The sequence below is a fragment of the Paraburkholderia sp. J11-2 genome (assembly GCF_905220185.1).
Lineage (GTDB): Bacteria > Pseudomonadota > Gammaproteobacteria > Burkholderiales > Burkholderiaceae > Paraburkholderia.
This window is the reverse complement of sequence record NZ_CAJMYY010000117.1, coordinates 1-422: the sequence shown is the minus strand read 5'-3', so window position 1 is coordinate 422 and position 422 is coordinate 1. Positions and strand designations below refer to the sequence as shown.

Here is a 422-nt window from a genome sequence, read left to right as displayed (position 1 = left end):
CGGTTCGGGTGCGACTTCGGCAGTGGCGCTGCACAACGTGGCGAACGGCGTGCTGAGCGCATCGAGCTACGACGCGGTGAACGGCTCGCAGCTGTATGAGACGAACACGAATGTGTCGAACCTCGCGGGCGACGTGACGACCATCAACGGCCAGATCACGAACATGCAGGGTCAACTGGCTGACGCGGTGCTGTACGACAAGTCGGCGCACGACTCGGTCACGCTGGGCGGCACGGGCGCGACCTCGGCAGTGGCGCTGCACAACGTGGCCAACGGTCTGGTGAACGCATCGAGCTTCGATGCGGTGAACGGCTCGCAGCTGTACACCCTCGCCAGCTCGACGGCCAGCTCACTGGGCGGCGGCTCGACGGTGAACAGCGACGGCTCGATCTCGAACCCGACGTACAACATCGGCGGCAATG

Annotated in this window: 1 pseudogene; it reads left to right on the top strand. The window is 65.2% G+C overall.

The window, feature by feature from the left end:
* A pseudogene (locus U5A57_RS41400) lies at positions 1-422 on the top strand (adhesin); the annotation flags it as partial.